The sequence below is a fragment of the Singulisphaera photorubra genome, assembly GCF_045290345.1.
Classification (GTDB): Bacteria; Planctomycetota; Planctomycetia; order Isosphaerales; family Isosphaeraceae; genus Singulisphaera.
This window is the reverse complement of the sequence record NZ_CP155447.1, coordinates 7,717,021-7,732,473: the sequence shown is the minus strand read 5'-3', so window position 1 is coordinate 7,732,473 and position 15,453 is coordinate 7,717,021. Positions and strand designations below refer to the sequence as shown.

The 15,453-nt window shown below is 61.2% G+C and carries 10 protein-coding genes and 3 rRNA genes; 6 read left to right on the top strand and 7 right to left on the bottom strand.

Features of this window, described 5'->3' with window-relative positions:
* Window positions 1-302: 302 nt before the first annotated feature.
* The 4 genes from V5E97_RS29075 (at window position 303) to V5E97_RS29060 (ending at window position 6,785) form a co-directional block, all read left to right on the top strand.
* Window positions 303-1,794, top strand: a 16S ribosomal RNA gene (locus V5E97_RS29075).
* Window positions 1,795-2,421: 627 nt separating this feature from the next.
* Window positions 2,422-5,210, top strand: a 23S ribosomal RNA gene (locus V5E97_RS29070).
* Window positions 5,211-5,458: 248 nt separating this feature from the next.
* Window positions 5,459-5,567 (top strand): 5S ribosomal RNA (gene rrf / locus V5E97_RS29065).
* The 16S, 23S and 5S rRNA genes sit together here, the layout of an rRNA operon.
* A gap of 246 nt (window positions 5,568-5,813) precedes the next feature.
* Window positions 5,814-6,785 carry a Gfo/Idh/MocA family protein gene (locus tag V5E97_RS29060; protein ID WP_406695059.1) on the top strand — a complete coding sequence of 324 codons (972 nt, stop codon included), beginning with the start codon at window positions 5,814-5,816 and terminating at the stop codon, window positions 6,783-6,785.
* Between the two features lie 166 nt (window positions 6,786-6,951).
* Here the strand turns inward: V5E97_RS29060 and V5E97_RS29055 are convergent, their stop codons facing one another.
* The 7 genes from V5E97_RS29055 to V5E97_RS29025 all read right to left on the bottom strand — a co-directional run bounded on the left by V5E97_RS29055 (window position 6,952) and on the right by V5E97_RS29025 (window position 11,477).
* Window positions 6,952-7,290, bottom strand: a complete 339-nt coding sequence (locus tag V5E97_RS29055; RefSeq protein WP_406695058.1) for an EF-hand domain-containing protein — start codon at window positions 7,288-7,290, stop codon at window positions 6,952-6,954.
* Window positions 7,251-7,871, bottom strand: a complete 621-nt coding sequence (locus V5E97_RS29050; protein WP_406695057.1) for an EF-hand domain-containing protein — start codon at window positions 7,869-7,871, stop codon at window positions 7,251-7,253. The genes V5E97_RS29055 and V5E97_RS29050 overlap by 40 nt, the downstream gene beginning before the upstream one ends.
* 25 nt (window positions 7,872-7,896) lie before the next feature.
* Window positions 7,897-8,154 carry a hypothetical protein gene (locus V5E97_RS29045; protein ID WP_406695056.1) on the bottom strand — a complete coding sequence of 86 codons (258 nt, stop codon included), beginning with the start codon at window positions 8,152-8,154 and terminating at the stop codon, window positions 7,897-7,899.
* A gap of 92 nt (window positions 8,155-8,246) precedes the next feature.
* Window positions 8,247-8,648, bottom strand: a complete 402-nt coding sequence (locus V5E97_RS29040; RefSeq protein ID WP_406695055.1) for a YraN family protein — start codon at window positions 8,646-8,648, stop codon at window positions 8,247-8,249.
* A 14-nt stretch (window positions 8,649-8,662) separates the two neighbouring features.
* Window positions 8,663-8,905 carry a hypothetical protein gene (locus V5E97_RS29035; RefSeq protein ID WP_406695054.1) on the bottom strand — a complete coding sequence of 81 codons (243 nt, stop codon included), beginning with the start codon at window positions 8,903-8,905 and terminating at the stop codon, window positions 8,663-8,665.
* Between the two features lie 124 nt (window positions 8,906-9,029).
* On the bottom strand, window positions 9,030-10,505 hold the full coding sequence (locus V5E97_RS29030) for an MFS transporter (protein ID WP_406695053.1): 1,476 nt from the start codon (window positions 10,503-10,505) through the stop codon (window positions 9,030-9,032).
* 222 nt (window positions 10,506-10,727) lie between these two features.
* Complete coding sequence (locus V5E97_RS29025) at window positions 10,728-11,477, bottom strand: DUF6065 family protein (protein ID WP_406695052.1); 750 nt, start codon at window positions 11,475-11,477, stop codon at window positions 10,728-10,730.
* 573 nt (window positions 11,478-12,050) lie between these two features.
* On the opposite strand from V5E97_RS29025, the gene V5E97_RS29020 reads away from it, so the two are divergent.
* Together V5E97_RS29020 and V5E97_RS29015 are read left to right on the top strand one after the other, a co-directional pair.
* Window positions 12,051-12,716, top strand: a complete 666-nt coding sequence (locus V5E97_RS29020) for an AsmA family protein (protein WP_406695051.1) — start codon at window positions 12,051-12,053, stop codon at window positions 12,714-12,716.
* On the top strand, window positions 12,713-15,409 hold the full coding sequence (locus V5E97_RS29015; protein ID WP_406695050.1) for an AsmA family protein: 2,697 nt from the start codon (window positions 12,713-12,715) through the stop codon (window positions 15,407-15,409). The genes V5E97_RS29020 and V5E97_RS29015 overlap by 4 nt, the downstream gene beginning before the upstream one ends.
* The last annotated feature ends 44 nt before the right edge of the window (window positions 15,410-15,453 follow it).

Sequence of the window (15,453 nt, the reverse complement as noted above, 5' to 3'; positions counted from 1 at the left end):
CTTCAAGGGCAAGTCACTCCGGCCAATTGCTTCGGCAGCACGTTCGTTCTTTGACAATCCGGTCGATCGTGGTTCTTGTGGTTGAAGAGAACCTTTGAGGGAAGCCGGCGTGGAGCCGTTTGAGTCGTCTCGACCCCGTTTGGTTGGAGGTCGAATCGCGACGGAGACGGATCCAACAGCCAACAGCACGAGCCAGCAGGGGCTTGCCCCGGCGAACTCGAGCTGCGACCAGTTAGCAAATTCCTCAACCCTTTTGAAGGTGAGGACTGGATCTCTTGCTCCTCGGAGCAGGGAGACGACCAATCTCGAAGGGTTTGATCCTGGCTCAGAATGAACGTTGGCGGCGTGGATTAGGCATGCAAGTCGAACGGGCCGCAAGGCCAGTGCGCAGGGTGAGTAAGGCGACGGTAACCAACCCCAAGATTGGGTATAGCCGCGGAAACCGCGGGTAATCCCCAGCGACGCAACGACACCGGCATCGGTGTTTTGCCAAAGCTTCGGCGTCTTGGGACGGGCTGTCGTGGTATTAGCTTGTTGGCGGGTAATGGCCCACCAAGGCTGCGATGCCTACCGGGCGTGCGAGCGTGGCCCGGCACACTGGGACTGAGACACTGCCCAGACTCCTACGGAGGCTGCAGTCGAGAATCTTCGGCAATGGGCGCAAGCCTGACCGAGCGACGCCGCGTGGAGGATGAAGGCCTTCGGGTTGTAAACTCCTGTCGAGGGGAAAAGGGTCGTAAGACCTTGATTGATCCCTGGAGGAAGCACGGGCTAAGTTCGTGCCAGCAGCCGCGGTAAGACGAACCGTGCGAACGTTATTCGGAATCATTGGGCTTAAGCGCGTGTAGGCGGATTCGTGCGTCTGTCGTTGAAATCCCCGGCTCAACCGGGAAGTGGCGCGGATACGACGAGTCTGGAGGGCATAGGGGACCTGGAACTTCCGGTGGAGCGGTGAAATGCGTTGAGATCGGAAGGAACGCCCGTGGCGAAAGCGAGGTCCTGGATGCCTACTGACGCTGAGACGCGAAAGCCAGGGAGCGAACGGGATTAGATACCCGGTAGTCCTGGCCGTAAACGATGGGTACTGGATAGGGGCTCGCCGATGGGCTCCTGTCGTAGGAAACCGTGAAGTACCCCGCCTGGGGAGTATGGTCGCAAGGCTGAAACTCAAAGGAATTGACGGGGCTCACACAAGCGGTGGAGTATGTGGCTTAATTCGAGGCTACGCAAAACCTTATCCCAGGCTTGACATGCACGGATTAGCCGGCGGAAACGTCGGTGAGGCCGCAAGGTACAACGTGCACAGGTGCTGCATGGCTGTCGTCAGCTCGTGCCGTGAGGTGTTGGGTTAAGTCCCTAACGAGCGAAACCCCTGTGTCTAGTTGCCAGCACGTAATGGTGGGAACTCTAGACAGACCGCCGGCGTTAAGCCGGAGGAAGGCGGGATGACGTCAAGTCCTCATGGCCCTTATGCTTGGGGCTGCACACGTACTACAATGGGGCGGACAGAGCGTTGCTAGGCTGCAAAGTCACGCTAATCGCAAAAACCGTTCCTCAGTTCGGATTGCGGGCTGCAACCCGCCCGCATGAAGCTGGAATCGCTAGTAATCGCGGATCAGCATGCCGCGGTGAATGTGTTCCTGAGCCTTGTACACACCGCCCGTCAAGCCACCAAAGCGGGGGGCATCCGAAGTCGCCGGAGCCGCAAGGCAGGCGCCGAAGATGAAACCCGTGATGGGGACTAAGTCGTAACAAGGTAACCGTAGGGGAACCTGCGGTTGGATCACCTCCTTTCTAAGGATTTTTCTTAGAAAATCTCGGCTCTGAGGATCGTGAGACATGACTTCGGTCATCGACCCGATTCAAGAAGGGCCGCATCGGCACCGTCTCCTTGATCAGATGGTATTTACGCCGGCTTCCCACGAAGGTTCTCTGACCACGAACACGATCGATCGATGAAGAGGCCCCTCATCCGAGGGGCTGTCTTCTTGGCTAATTTCGTTTGCTTCTTGCTTGCACTGCTGGGTGCGGGGCAGGGCCGTTCGCGGCGTTGCCCCCTGGCCAGCGGCCAGTGCGGATCTCAAAGATGGATGCTCTCCGGTTTCGGCCGGAGGGTCTGTCGTTGGGGTTCGGTTGCTCTTTCACAATCCGGTGGTTAGGTCACGCAAGTGAGAACCGCAAACAAATGGTCGTGGCAGACCAAGTAGAAGAATCTCTCCACAATACAGTGGAACCCTTACGGATGCGTGAGAGTCGCTTGCTGTGAAGCAACCGACCTCACATTGGGATCGTTACCCAAGTGAGAGTGGTCCTGTGTCGCGAGACACTGGGCACTCGATCGAAGAGAGAGATCGGGGACTGACCCCTCGCCTTTTCGGCTGTCGAGTTTCTTTCGAGGAACCGCGGCGTCCGGATCGGCGTGGTCAAGCTCCTAAGGGCACGGGGGGGATGCCTAGGCGTCATCAGAGAGACAGGCGTGGAAGGCTGCGATAAGTCCAGGGGAGTTGCCCAACGAACGTCGATCCTGGAATGCCTGTAGAGACCCGGGGAACTGAAACATCTCAGTACCCGGAGGAAAGGAAATCAACCGAGACTCCCTCAGTAGCGGCGAGCGAACGGGGATCAGCCTAAACCGAGTGGGACACCACTCGGGGTCGTGGGGCCGATAACATGGGATGAGTGAGCGTCAGCTGAAGCCTCCTGGAACGGAGCGCCAGAGCGGGTGATAGCCCGTAAGCGACGATGCAACTCCCTCTTCGGTACCCGAGTAGGGTCGGGCACGTGAAACCCGGCCTGAATCGGCGGGGACCATCCCGCAAGGCTAAGCACTCGATGACGACCGATAGCGAACCCAGTAGGGCGACCGAACGGTGGGAAGAACCCCGATTAGGGGAGGAGACTGAACCTGAAACCCCGTGCCTACAAGCGGTGGGAGCGCGATGCCTTCGGGCCGCGTGACCGCGTGCCTTTTGCATAATGATCCGGCGAGTTACTGTATCCGGCCCCAGGTTAACCCCTTCAGGGGGGGAGCCGTAGCGAAAGCGAGTCTTCATCGGGCGCCATAGTCGGGTGCAGTAGACGCGAAACCAGGTGAACTACCCATGGGCAGGTTGAAGCGACCCTAACCGGTCGTGGAGGACCGAACCCACCAGTGTTGAAAAACTGGGGGAGGACCCGTGGGGAGGAGTGAAAGTCTTATCAAACCTGGAGATAGCTCGTTCTCTCCGAAATGGCTTTAGGGCCAGCCTCGGGACATATCGTGCGGGGGTAGAGCGACGGAATTCGGTAGGGGCTTCCGCCTACCCTCCGAAACCCAACTCCGAATACCGCACGACGGACCCGGAGTCAGAACGTGGGGATAAGCTTCACGTTCAAAGGAAACAACCCAGACCGCCGACCAAGGCCCCCAAATCGACGCTCAGTGGCAAAGGAAGTGGGATCGCGGTGACAGCCGGGATGTTGGCTTAGAAGCAGCCATCATTTCAAAAGTGCGTAACAGCTTACCGGTCGAGCCATCCCGCGCCGAAAATGACGGGGACTAAGCGTCGTGCCGCAGTCGCGGATCAGGTTAAAACTGATGGTAGGAGAGCGTCGCCCGCCGCAATGAAGCTGGATGGAAACGACCAGTGGAGCGCGGGCGAGTGCGAATGCCGGAACGAGTAACGACAAGACAGGTGGGAAGCCTGTCCGCCGAAAGCACAAGGTTTCCTGGGGAAGGTCAATCCGCCCAGGGTCAGTCGGGACCTAAGGCGAGGCCCAAGGGCGTAGCCGATGGACAGACGGTTAATATTCCGCCACCCGATGGTAAGGTTGAACCGCGGAGGACGCCGAGGAGAGTCAGGTCGGGGTGTTAGATTACCCCGTGCCGCAAGGCCGACAGCATTCGATCTGGAAGCCTGATGAACTCTCGGCCACGAAAAGCCCCGCGGGGACGAACCATCTGGCCCGTACCGCAATCCGACACAGGTGTGCTAGGCGAGTATCCGAAGGCGTTCGGGAGAACCCTCGTGAAGGAACTCGGCAAAATGACCCCGTACCTTCGGTACAAGGGGTGCTCTCCGCAAGGAGAGCCGCAGAGAATCGGCTCTAGCGACTGTTTATCAAAAACACAGGACTCTGCCAACTCGCAAGAGGACGTATAGAGTCTGACGCCTGCTCGGTGTCGGTAGGTTAAGGGAGCCGATGAGGCGCAAGCTGAAGTTGGCGACCGAAGCCCTGATAAACGGCGGCCGTAACTATGACGGTCCTAAGGTAGCGAAGTTCCTTGTCGGGTAAGTTCCGACCTGCATGAATGGCGTAACGACTGGAGCACTGTCTCCACGAGGGACCCGGTGAAACTGTAGCCGTGGTGAAGATGCCACGTACCCGCGGTCAGACGGAAAGACCCGTGAACCTTTACTGCAGGTTGGCATTGGGTCAGCGTCCTTTCTGTGTAGCATAGGTGGAGGCCGTGATCCGGCGGCGCCAGCCGTCGGGGAGCCATCGGTGAAATACCACCTGAAATGACTCTGATCCTCACCGGTCCGTAGCCCGGACCGGGACCATGCTCATCGGGCAGTTTGACTGGGGCGGTCTCCTCCCAAAGAGTAACGGAGGAGTGCAATGGTACCCTCGGCCAGGTCGGCAATCTGGCAACATGAGCGCAAACGTAGAAGGGTGCCTGACTGCGAGACCCATCAGTCGAGCAGGGACGAAAGTCGGCGTTAGTGATCCGGCGGTGCTGGATGGAAGGCCGTCGCTCAACAGATAAAAGGTACTCCGGGGATAACAGGCTGATCTCCCCGAGCGTCCATAGCGGCGGGGAGGTTTGGCACCTCGATGTCGGCTCATCGCATCCTGGGGCTGGAGAAGGTCCCAAGGGTTTGGCTGTTCGCCAATGAAAGCGGTACGCGAGCTGGGTTCAGACCGTCGTGAGACAGGTCGGTCCCTATCTGCCGTGGGCGTAGGAAACTTGCGAAGGGTCTCCCTAGTACGAGAGGATTGGGAGGACCGACCTCTGGTGTATCGGCTGTTCTGCTCAGGGCATCGCCGAGTAGCTAGGTCGGGAAAGGATAAGCGCTGAAGGCATCTAAGCGCGAAGCCCTCTTCAAGACGAGGTTTCCAGCACGCAAGTGCGAAGGCTCCTGGAAGACGACCAGGTCGATAGGCCGGGAGTGCACGGCGAGTGATCGCCGCAGCCGACCGGTCCTAACAGCCGATCGCTTGACCACCCCGATCCGTCCGCCGGCTCCCTTTGGGGATTCGATACGGACAGGAATCAGGGTTGCATCATTCACCGATCGCATTCGATCGATCACACGGCGACGTATTCCCATCCAATAACGGGGACCACGCGTCGTGAAGAGACTCGAAGTCGGTTGGTCATGCCCATCGAAGTGGCGGTAGGATCTTGCGTGACAACCACTGTGAAGCTTGAGCACAACGTAACCGGCGGGTTTGATCGCCTGCCGGTTGCTTTTCCGGCGAACATACTGACGGGGTCCCACCCGTTCCCATTCCGAACACGGCCGTTAAGCCCGTCAGGCCCATGATAGTGCCTTTGGCGCGAAAGTCGGTGATCGCCGGAATCCTTCAAAGACGCCCCGATTCTTCCTCACGGAAGGGTCGGGGCGTTTTTTTTTGCGCGCTCACTTGTTTGAGAATTGTCAGGAGCGACACCCTACAAGAATCGGTCGGCTCGGTGGTCACCAGCGTCCTACTGAACTTTCTCAGATTTGGAGAGAAGACCTCCCCCTTGCCCTCGAAGCCAGGTTCGGCGAAGGTGGCCGAGGTCGGATTGAATCGCCCCAGAAAATCTAGGAGTCGAACTGCCCATGACTGCCAACCCGAAGCTGCGTTGGGGCATCCTCGGGTGCGCCCGGATCACGCGCCGTGGTCTCATTCCCGGGATCCGCGCCTCAAGCCAAAACCATCTCCAAGCGATCGCCAGCCGCAACCAGGAGACGGCCCGCGCCTGGGCGACTGAGTTTTCAATTCCGAACGCCTATGGATCTTATGAAGAGATCCTTGCTGACCCAGAAGTGGATGCGGTCTATATTCCGCTGCCAAATGAACTCCATCGCCAGTGGGTGTTTGCGGCCGCCGACGCTGGAAAGCACGTTCTCTGTGAGAAGCCGTTGGCGCTGAACGCGGCCGAGGCCCGCGACATGGTCGCCCATTGCAAGGCTCGTGGCGTGGTCTTGATGGAAGCGTTCATGTGGGGGCATCAGCCGAGGACCGAGGCACTCAGGCGTCTGGTGGCCGAAGGAGCGATCGGCGAGCTTCGCTTGGTCCGCTCCTCGTTCTCGATCACAGTCGACCCAGGAGACTGGCGACTCGATCCCGCACGGGGCGGTGGAGCACTTTGGGATGTCGGCTGCTATGGAGTGAGCACGGCACGGCTCTTCGCGGGTGTCGAGCCCGACGCTTACGGGGCCGCGGCTCGGTTCGGGCCGACCGGGGTCGACCTCTCGCTGACAGCCAGTCTGCGGTTTCCCAACGGGGTGCTCGGGCAAGTGGATTGCAGCTTCGAACAGCCCTTTCGCTGTACATACGAGTTGGTCGGCACGACCGGCGTGATCGAAGTCCCCGACGCTTATCTTCCTCCGGCTCGACCGACCGCCCAACTCCGCACGGCCGACTCGGTCAAAGACCTCGTTTTCGACGGCCATAACCAGTACGGAGGGATGGTTGACGCCATGTCACGGGCCGTGGCTGATGGAGGACGTCTGAGCAAACCCGCCGAGGACGGCCTGAACCAAATGGCGGCTCTCGACGCAATTCTGTCCGCTGCACGGACAGGGTGACCCGTACTTTTGTTCTCCCCAACGCAGGGCGAAACGGGGCTCGAAAGTCACTCGACCGAATACGAGGAAAACCGCGGAGGGGAAGGCCATAGCCTCCCCTCCGCGGTTTCGTGACTTCAACTCCGCCCGTCTATAGCGGTGAGCATGTCGCTCTCATCCACCGTCTTTATTGGCGGGGCTGGGGCGCCGGTGCGGGTTGTGGCTGAGGCTGAGGTTGAGCGGGAGGGGTCCCCGCCGCGTTGAAGTTCGGTAGCGGTGCAACCTGTGCAGGAGTGCGACCCGACTCGATCAAATTCCTGGGCGAATTTGCCGGCTCGGGCAGGTTCATCTTACGGATCTGGCTGGACAGGGCGCGCTCGGCGGCCTGGACCTCCTGAGGAGAAAGTTGGCCGTCGTTGTTCGCGTCGAGCACTGAGAAAACCAAGTTGGCCGGCTCGATGATCGCCTTGTCATACTCAGCCTGGCTCAGTTGACCGTTCCCGTCGGTATCTGCCTTCTGATACATCGCCTGAACCACAGACCTCGCGGCCCCGCCACTGCCGCATTCACCTCACTGGGGCTCATCTGGCCGTCCCGGTTGGTATCGGCGACGGCATACACGCTCTGGACAGTCGACTGGACCGCCTGCCGCACCTCTGGTCCCTGGATCTGACCGTCGCTGTTGGTGTCGAGCAGACTCATCACCCCCTGCTGCACGTTACGCGTCGCGGCCGTGACCTTGGGGTCCTTCGCCTGCGCTCGCTGGACAATCACTCGCAGGATCGGCCGCTGCGCCAGCAGAGCCTCGCGGGCCTGAGCGGATTCCTCCTTGCTGACGCTTCCATTGCCATCTTTGTCCGCGCGGAAGAAATAGCCGCCGACAAGTAAATGCCCTGCGTCGATCGCTTCTTGCTGCGAGATCTGACCGTCTTTGTTCGTGTCGGCCATCATGAAGAGCATTCGACCCGAATCCTGAACATCTCCCAGGCTGTCGATTGGGCCGGGAAGATCCATGACCACTTTCTTGTCCTTGTCATCCGCCCTCGCAGGCAAAGCCAGAAAACCCAATGCCAGCAGTCCCAACCCGACCGATCGTAGCGTCATCATTGTATGTCCCCTCCTTGATCGGCTCTCACAGACCGACCATTGCCGGTTGGTCGACATGGCCAAACACCTGGCCAAACCGACCGTCGATGTCGTCGGCACTTAGCCAAGCAAGCGAGATGCCAGGAAGGACTTCTTTCCAGACTTCACCGAAATCAGTGGCCCCAAGCTTTGCCTGTTTGAGTTTTTTCACTATATTAACACTCCCTTCTGCAATCTCCCCCACCACCCGATTGGCAGGACGCGCAGCACAGAGCGAGGTTCCGCGCAGTGGGTTGCCTTGCATGCTCGGCTTCAATATAAGAACCGAAAAGAGGGAGTGAAGATGACCGAAGGAACGGTCAGGCGGGAGCAACGAACGTTTGAAATATCATTCGATCATCGAAACATCTGGCCCCGTCCCACGGCTTCGAATGCGTTGCGGAAGTGCTCGACGACAGGGGCTTTGCGATCATCCGGCCAAACGATCGCGACGACGTCGAACCGCGCCCTCTGGTTTTCAAGCAGCCGGTGTTGAGCAAGGAACTGGAGCGCGGCCAGGGTCAGCCGACGCTGTTTCTCCAGAGTGACAGCCTCGGCCGGTTGCCCCTGGCGCCGCGACTTGACTTCGACAAAGACCAGAACGTCTCCGTCTCGCGCGATCAGATCAATCTCGCCGAGAGGCGTGCGGTAGCCTTTCGCCAGGATGCGAAATCCCTGCCCCCGCAGGAAGGACGCGGCGTGGCGCTCCCCCCGGTTGCCGAGCAGTCGGTTCAAGGCGGCCCGCACGATCGGGTTCATGGTACCTCGGTCGATCAGGGAACTCCCAGGCTTCGCTCGATGTCGCGCGCATCGGAACTCAAGGCGCCGGGAAGCCGGCTTCCGAAAAAGAAATTTTTAGGGGCGGCCGACTTGACCGCGCCCACGCTGTCGGTCTCTTCCGCCTGTTCATGCTCGTGAGGCTGGTCGCCCGACTTCGATCGTTTGTCGTGCTCGAGCAACTCACAGCCACTGAGACAGCAGCACGCGCAAACGAGTCCGAGGATGAGACGTTTCATGACGGTACCACCTTGCGAAGGACCAAAGACGGTCCGGACCGAGACGTCGCCCCGGAAGAAATGAGGGGGCGAACGCCCTCTTGACAGGATCGCGGCGGATCATGCCAGATTCGCTAAAACCCGTCTAGCTCGATTCCACCTCCCCCGACTGGCTCCCCCACCCGAGAACCAAGGCGCCCAATCCGACATACGGAATCAGGCCCACGATCACGAACAAGACCGCAAAGCTGCCGGTTGTGTCTTTGGCCCAACCGACGACCGGATGAAACCCAGCGGCAAAGAGATTACCGAGTCCCCCCAGAATTCCAGCGACCAGCCCCGTGTGTCGTGGCGAAACCTCCTGAACGAACGCAAAAAAGTTGGCCATGAAGGCCGCGGTCCCCATCGCCATGAACGCAATCAGGATGAGTGCCAGGATGTTGCTTGAAACCGAGCCGACCAGCGCTCCGCCCGTAATCAACAGCGTGCAGAGCGAGATGACAAGAATGCGGGCTTTCACGGCATTCATCCCGCGACGGGCCAGGAAGGAGGACAAGGCTCCACCTCCGATGTTCCCCACGTCGGCCGCCAGGAACGGCAACGTGCTGAAGAGTCCGCCGGCCAGGTATTTCATGCCTCGGTCATTGATCAGGAACGACGGCAGCCAGTTGACCAGGAAGTGCCAGCAAACGTTGATCGAGACGGAGACCAGAACGAGAATCCAGAATCTTCGGAGCCTGACAATCTCGCCCAGGCTCTGGGCCCAGTCGGCCCCTTTGAGCGACTGCATCGGAAGAAGCAGGGCCGCCAGTAACAGGCCGACCATGAGCACTGTGATTCCCCACCAGATCGCCGGCAGCCCAAACCGAAAGGCCGTCAAGGACACCAGGGTGGCCGTTACCACCACGCTGCCGAACCCGACGATCGCCTGGCTCGAGAGCCCTGAGGTGTTCTCCGACAGGTCGTCCACCGGTGGCGGCTTCGCCCCCGATCGGCCCGCGAAAACGTCGCGCCGCTGCCCGCTAAGAGCGACCAGCCAGACCCCCACCCAGAGAAAACCCAAGAGCCCGACCACGATAAAGGCCGTGCGCCAACCGTACTTGGCCGCCAGGATCGGCACCACCAAGGGGGTCAGCACCGCCCCCACCGCGGCTCCCGAATTGAAGATTCCGTTGCCCAGGCCGCGATCGGCCGGGGGAAGGATCATCGCATTCGCACGTAACCCGCACGGCCAGTTGAATGACTCGCCCACCCCCAGTAACGCACGAAGCACCATCAGGATGGCCAGGCTAGGTGCGAACGCCGCCGCCATTCCCGCCAGTGACCAAAAGGCCACGGCGCCGGCATACGCCCAGCGCACGTTCCAGCGATCCACCAAATAGCCCGCCGGCACCTGAAAGACGGCATAAGAGAGCTGGAACGAGGCCAAGACCCAGCCGAAATCGGCGAAGCTGAGCTTAAACTCCTTCTGGATCATCGGCCCGACCAGCGCGATGGACTGCCGATCCATATAGTTAAGCACGGTCGACGCGAACATCAACCAGCAGATTCCCCAGGCCCATCGCTCTGCCCTGATCGGGGAAGTCGTCACGGCAACATCCGAATATCCAGACTGGGCCACGGGCAAAGCCTCCCACCCCTCCCCGCCTCACCAGCCCGAGCCGTGGAAGCGGGAGGAAAAACCATCGGTCGCCCTACATTGCCAGAGTCCAGATCGCACCGCAACCGACTCACCACACTCAATGGCGAAGAGAATCACCCCACTCTCAATCTTCCAGGCCCCGCAGGCTGGAGCGTGGGCAAACGTCCCGGTTCAGCGTGGCCAAGGTGCCGACGAGTCATGTCATACGAATTCTTTGAGACGTAGGCTCGTCTGATGCTCCGTGGCGCGAACTCCGGTCGCCATCACCCCGAGCGTATATTCCTTCTGCCAGCCGCGGCGAGCCTCCTCGCTGTCCGGCACGTTGAGCGCGGCGTTGAAGTCGGCGCGGGAGCGGGCCCAGTCGAAAACCTGCTGATGGAGCTCGGGGTTGGCCTGAACCGGAAGTTGCCGCGGTTCCAAACTCTCGGCCAGCCCTCGGGCCACGGGAACAACCATGCAAATGGCTTCGCCACGCTCAAAGCGGACGGGGAGGTCAGGCCTGGTCAGTTTCCAATTCATCGTGAAAGTCGCCGGCAGCCAGTCGGTCTCGATGATCCCCTCAAGCGGGTGCGCACCGTCCTTGAACTGGTTGCAAGGTCCCTTCGTCCAGAGGTTGATCCCTTCCGGAGTCCGAAACAGATACGGAATGGCGATGGTCAAAATCCCGCTGCCAAAGTGGCTCAAGACTCGGGAATCGCGGGGCTCGGTAGAGGGCTCGAAGTCAATCCGAAGGCCCTCCCTCGTGTTTCGGCCGTCCCACGTGACCACGAACGTGGCCGGACAGGCAATGACCCAGCCGGCCTGGTTCGCGATCGTCAAGGGCAGACAGCGGTACGCGTACCGGCGTTCCGACGCGTCCATCCAGTCACGGCCGACCGGGGCCGTCTTGATCGGCATCCGCGAAATATCACTCATCTCATAGGCATAAAAACTTTTTCTATCGTGATTCATAGCCAAGATCCTGAACCTCCGGCGAGAATTCCAGGCGGACACCAACCAACCCGTCCGTAATGATCTCCGGCGGCTCAGAGTCAGGGCCGCTGGTCCCCAAGTCGGCGTGCGATCGCTCCCCGAGAGCAGACCGATTCGACTCCTGACGCGTTCCCCGTTTCGACGACTCGTGTCCGTCAACCCACGCCATGACTTGGATGACCTGGATTTCCTGCCGCGTTTCAAGCGAGTCATGGCCGGAGATCACCGCCACATCTTCCTCAGACCGTTCCCACCGTCAAGCGAACCCTCGCACAGCCGTCACACTTTTTTTCCGTTCCATCACAGCAAAGAACTGGCCGAGAGCCTCCCTGCAAGAACAAAGGAGGCTTCGCTCGGCCCTCCGTTCTCCGGCGGACTTCCTTACCCTATCTCTCCAAAGTCTACCTATTTCTTACCCCCTCCCCGCGGATAAGATGAAGCAGACGCAAGTCGAGTCACTCGATCGTGGACTTGACGAAGATCAGCCAGCCCTTGGGGCACGCGGAAGAGGAGTCCATCCAGAGACCAATGGCAACCACAAACCTAGGTCGGATGACTCGACGCCGCTGGATGATGCTGGCCCTCGGCTCGCTGCTACTGCTACTCGTAACCACAATCGCCGCTATCCCTTGGGCACTTGGGACGAGGCCCGTTCGGCGCTGGATGCTCGCACGGGCGAACCAAACGCTCGCGCCCGCGGGGATCGAATTTACCGCGATCCGACTGTCGTGGTTCCGCCCGACCCGGCTCACCAACTTCGTGCTCCGCGATGCGCAGCAAGATCAGGTCGTCGCCTCGCCCGACGCCGTTTGGGACCGCAACCTGCGCCAGATTCTCTTCGAGCGCCCTCGCCTTGGGACATTCAACCTCAAGCGTGCAGTCCTCGATGTGGAACGACGCGCCGATGGCTCGATCGACCTTTACGAAGCGATCAAGCCGGTTCTCGGCAAGAACCCGCGCACCGATTTGCACATTCGCATTCATCAGGCCCGGCTCCGGTTCCGAAACGCGGGGCAACCCGTCCCCGTAACGGCGGAGCGTGCGAACCTGACGCTGGATATCCCGGCGGCTCCCCAGCCGATCGCCTGGAACCTCGAGCTGGAAAACCCGGCGATTCGGAATTCCGCCACGTTGCAAATTGGGGGCCGGTTCGAGCGTTGGAAAGCGGCCAACACACTGGCCGTGGAGGTCAGGCGCAACACTGGCCCTGGGCCGTGAGCGTGCCCGGCCTGGAATCGGCGGGGCAGCTCGACGGCCAGTTCTCGCTCGGCAGCGACGCGGGCAACTGGGCTGTCTCGGGAGAGATTGGCCTCGTCGACGTCGACGCCACCGGGTCTCGCCTGGCTGGAGACCACCTCCGGCTCGACCGAATCAAGGGGGCCTGGAACCTGACGGAAACCGAGGGGACATGGGTCGTCCACCGCCTCGACCTGACCTCGCCGCTCGGTTCGATCAAAGCAAGCGGTCAACGACCGGCCTCGGCCAACGCCGTGGCAAAGGTCGAAGGAACACTCGATCTCGCCGCGCTTGCCCGTCAGTTGCCGCATGCGCTCCGGCTTCGCGAAGGGATCACTCTCGACCGCGGCTCGGCCCAGCTCCGAATCGAGTCACAGGACGATCCCAAACGACCAGAGCAAGAGCCAGGGCAAGGCTGGGACATCGAGGCGAAAGTCAGCGATCTTGAGGCCCAAGAGCACGGTCGCCGGTTCACACTCCGTGAGCCGGCCACGCTGACCGGCAGGGTGGCGATTCGCGACAAGGGCCAGGGGATCGCACTCGAACGGATGGCCGTGCGAACCGCCTTTTTGAACGTGGCGGGGCAGGGGGATGTCGATCGCGGAATCGACTGGTCGGGGACCCTCGACCTCGCCAGCCTGCAGCGCCAGCTTCGTGACCTGGTCGACTTCGGCGCCATCGAACTGGCTGGCGAAGGGGATCTCTCGGGCCGCTATCAACGCGTCGGAACCCGTTTCCAAGGGCAATTGACCACCGACCTCCGCGGCTTGAAGGTCGTCGGCCTCGCGGCGGGCCCGCTCCAACGCGAGCTCCTGCACCTGGACCTGGCGCTCGACGGCGTCGCGGCCGCCTCGGGGCGCCCCAGCTCATGGAGCACGGCTCGACTCGATCTCTCCAGCGGTGAGACGACCGTCAAGCTCGCCACCAGATCGGGCCAGGACACGAACACCGTCACCCTGGAGGCCAAGTCTCCGGTCCCTTGGGTCGATCCACCGCGACGCGCGGAGGGACACCTGGATGCCCAATGGGGCTCGACCGGCCTCGTCATCGATCGCCTCGCACTCTCACTCGCCACTCTTGCCGAGAACGCGAAACCAGGAGATAAGCCGATCCTGTTGAACGCAAAGGGACGTTACGACCGCGCCTCGGGAGAGCTTGTCTTGACCCCCGCCACCGCGGCTCCGGGGCCGTCGGCCATTGCGATCGCCCCGGAAGGGATCCAGGTCTCGGGCCTCGGCGGAACCGGAGCGTTCCGAGCTTCGGGCGGGTTCGCCGGTGATCTTGGGGCAGTGCGGCAACTCATCGCGACCGATCTGGAATCAACGAACAAGGGTCTGACCGGCCCCTGGTCCGCTCGCGCGACGGCTGAATCGACGGACGACGGCCTTCGGTTCGTGGGCAAGGTCGACGTCCACCCGCTCATGACTTCCGGTCAGACCGGCGAACCGGTTCGCGATGAGGGCCCGATCGCGCTCTCGCTGAACCTGCTTTGCCCGACCGATTCGCAAGCGATTGAACTGGCCGAGCTCGTCCTCACGAGCCGCTACGCAACCCTCGAGGGTTCCGGCCGCCTGACCGAGCCCATGGGCAAGCGCATCGCCGACCTGCGCGGATCCTTGACGCCACAGTGGGACGCGATCAACACCCTGCTTTCCGAACGTGTCGAGCCTGGAGCCCACGTTTCCGGCAAGCCACGCCCGTGGCGGATCATTGGCCCCTTGGCGGGCGAATCGATGCCCGACGTTCTCAAGGCAATCGACCTCGAATTCGGATTCGAGCTCGCCAAAGCCAATATCTACGGGCTCCGCGTCGGCCCCCTCCCGATCGTCGCTCGAACCCGCGACGGCCGGCTCGACATCGACGTCATCGACACCTCACTGAACGGCGGGCGGATCCACCTCGAGCCCGTGCTCACTCTCGACCGTGAGCAGGGGTCAAAGATCAGGCTCGATGAAAACTCGTCGATCGCGAACGCAGAGATCAATGATGAAGTCTCGCGACGCTTCCTCTCGTACGTGGCGCCCGTGCTCGACCGCGCCACGCGTGCTCACGGATGGGTCTCCGTCGACCTGGTGGAAGCGGAGTTCCCGATCGGCGGCCCGACCAAACGAGAGGCCAAGGTTGAGGGGCAGGTCGTTTTCGATGAGGTTGAGTTCCTCCCCGGTCCGTTCGCCGACCAGCTCTTGAACTTACTCGGCCGGACCGATCGGCCCACCATTAAGCTGGACGAACCGGTCTCGCTGACCATTGCCGATCGCCGGGTCTATCAGAAGGGCCTGGCCCTGCCGCTGGGCCAGCTCACCCGGGTCGAACTCGATGGATGGGTCGACTTCGACCGAAACCTCCAGCTCACCGCAAGCCTGCCGATCACGGCCGCCATGGTAGGCAACGCACCGATCCTCAGCGCCATGGTGGAGAACCAGCGGATCAGCGTGCCCATCCGAGGAACGCTCAAGAATCCGGAAATCGACCGCGACGCCATGAACCTTTCCCTCAAGAATCTCGGCCAATCCATCCTCGGCAATGGCATGGTTCGCGGCGCCGCTGAGATGTTCAAGCAGCTCCAGAAGCCCCGCGATCCGAATGCCCCACCCCCCCCCACCTTTCAGGAACGCAGGGCCAACCGGCTGGAGCGCAAGGCCGAACGCAGGCGTCAGCGCGGCCTCGAACCCTGAGCCTGACCAGGAATCGGCCAGGCCGTACTTACTAGTCTCCTCTT

What these genes read in the sequence shown, in the direction of transcription:
- V5E97_RS29060 (WP_406695059.1), top strand. Translation starts at nt 5,814, where the DNA reads ATGACTGCCAACCCGAAGCTGCGTTGGGGCATCCTCGGGTGCGCCCGG.
- V5E97_RS29055 (WP_406695058.1), bottom strand. Translation starts at nt 7,290, where the DNA reads ATGTATCAGAAGGCAGATACCGACGGGAACGGTCAACTGAGCCAGGCT.
- V5E97_RS29050 (WP_406695057.1), bottom strand. Translation starts at nt 7,871, where the DNA reads ATGATGACGCTACGATCGGTCGGGTTGGGACTGCTGGCATTGGGTTTT.
- V5E97_RS29045 (WP_406695056.1), bottom strand. Translation starts at nt 8,154, where the DNA reads ATGCAAGGCAACCCACTGCGCGGAACCTCGCTCTGTGCTGCGCGTCCT.
- V5E97_RS29040 (WP_406695055.1), bottom strand. Translation starts at nt 8,648, where the DNA reads ATGAACCCGATCGTGCGGGCCGCCTTGAACCGACTGCTCGGCAACCGG.
- V5E97_RS29035 (WP_406695054.1), bottom strand. Translation starts at nt 8,905, where the DNA reads ATGAAACGTCTCATCCTCGGACTCGTTTGCGCGTGCTGCTGTCTCAGT.
- V5E97_RS29025 (WP_406695052.1), bottom strand. Translation starts at nt 11,477, where the DNA reads ATGAATCACGATAGAAAAAGTTTTTATGCCTATGAGATGAGTGATATT.
- V5E97_RS29020 (WP_406695051.1), top strand. Translation starts at nt 12,051, where the DNA reads ATGACTCGACGCCGCTGGATGATGCTGGCCCTCGGCTCGCTGCTACTG.